Source organism: Streptomyces caeni (assembly GCF_042678285.1).
Lineage (GTDB): Bacteria > Actinomycetota > Actinomycetes > Streptomycetales > Streptomycetaceae > Streptomyces > Streptomyces caeni.
Window position 1 is genome coordinate 1 of sequence record NZ_JBHUDX010000164.1, and the last position, 791, is coordinate 791.

At 69.7% G+C, this 791-nt stretch carries 1 pseudogene; it reads right to left on the bottom strand.

Annotated features, from left to right (window positions below):
* Window positions 1-748 (bottom strand): annotated as a pseudogene (locus ACFSL4_RS37415) (IS1182 family transposase); the annotation flags it as partial.
* Between the last annotated feature and the right edge of the window lie 43 nt (window positions 749-791).

Sequence of the window (791 nt, forward strand, 5' to 3'; positions counted from 1 at the left end):
TGTAAGCAGTGTCCGCGAAGTGTTCGGCGGGCAGAAGACCGCGCTGCTCCAGCGTGTCGTGGACGCGGGGCGTGGTCTCGACGTCGTCCTCGGTGGCCGGGCCCGTGCCCACGTAAGTGATCAGGTGGGGACGGTCCTCGTCGCAGTTCTCACTCAGTTGCGCGGTGTAGCCGGTCCAGCCCTGCGAACGCTTGACTCGGTAGCGGGCGTCGGTGTCATAGGGCGAGACCAGGGCCAAGGCGGCGGGTGGGCGACCGTGCTCTTTGGCATCGCGCCACCACAACTGGCCCTCGGCACGGTAGAACTGCTGGATCCAGATGCGCCGCAGGGCTTGGACCGCGGGCAGGGCGCGGATTGTCGCCGGGGTGGATGCGGTCCAGGCCTGTTCCAGCAATTGGAAGCCGTCATGGCCGAAGATGAGGGCGAGCGTGGTGCGTTCGTGCTCTTCGCGGGGTAGCCGGTAGGCGTCCACTCGGGGACCGTAGCGGGTGAACCAGTCTCCGGGCGCCCAGCTCAGCAGCCAGTTCGGGAAACTGGCGGCGATGGCCTCCAGCGCGGCGCGGACGGCCTCGCCGACGAGCTCCAGGCGTTGCAGGGTGCGGACGGCTGCGAGCATGTGGGTGGAGTCGGTGCGTTGCCGCCCGCCCGGACGCGCCCAGCCGGCGGCGGCCAGCTTGCTGAGTACTGCTTCGAAGACCAGCCGCTCCGCGCTGCCGGACTGGGCGAGGCGGGCGCGGAACTCGGGCAAGACCGAGGCATCGAAGCCCTGGTCTCGCAGTCTCAGGCCCAGC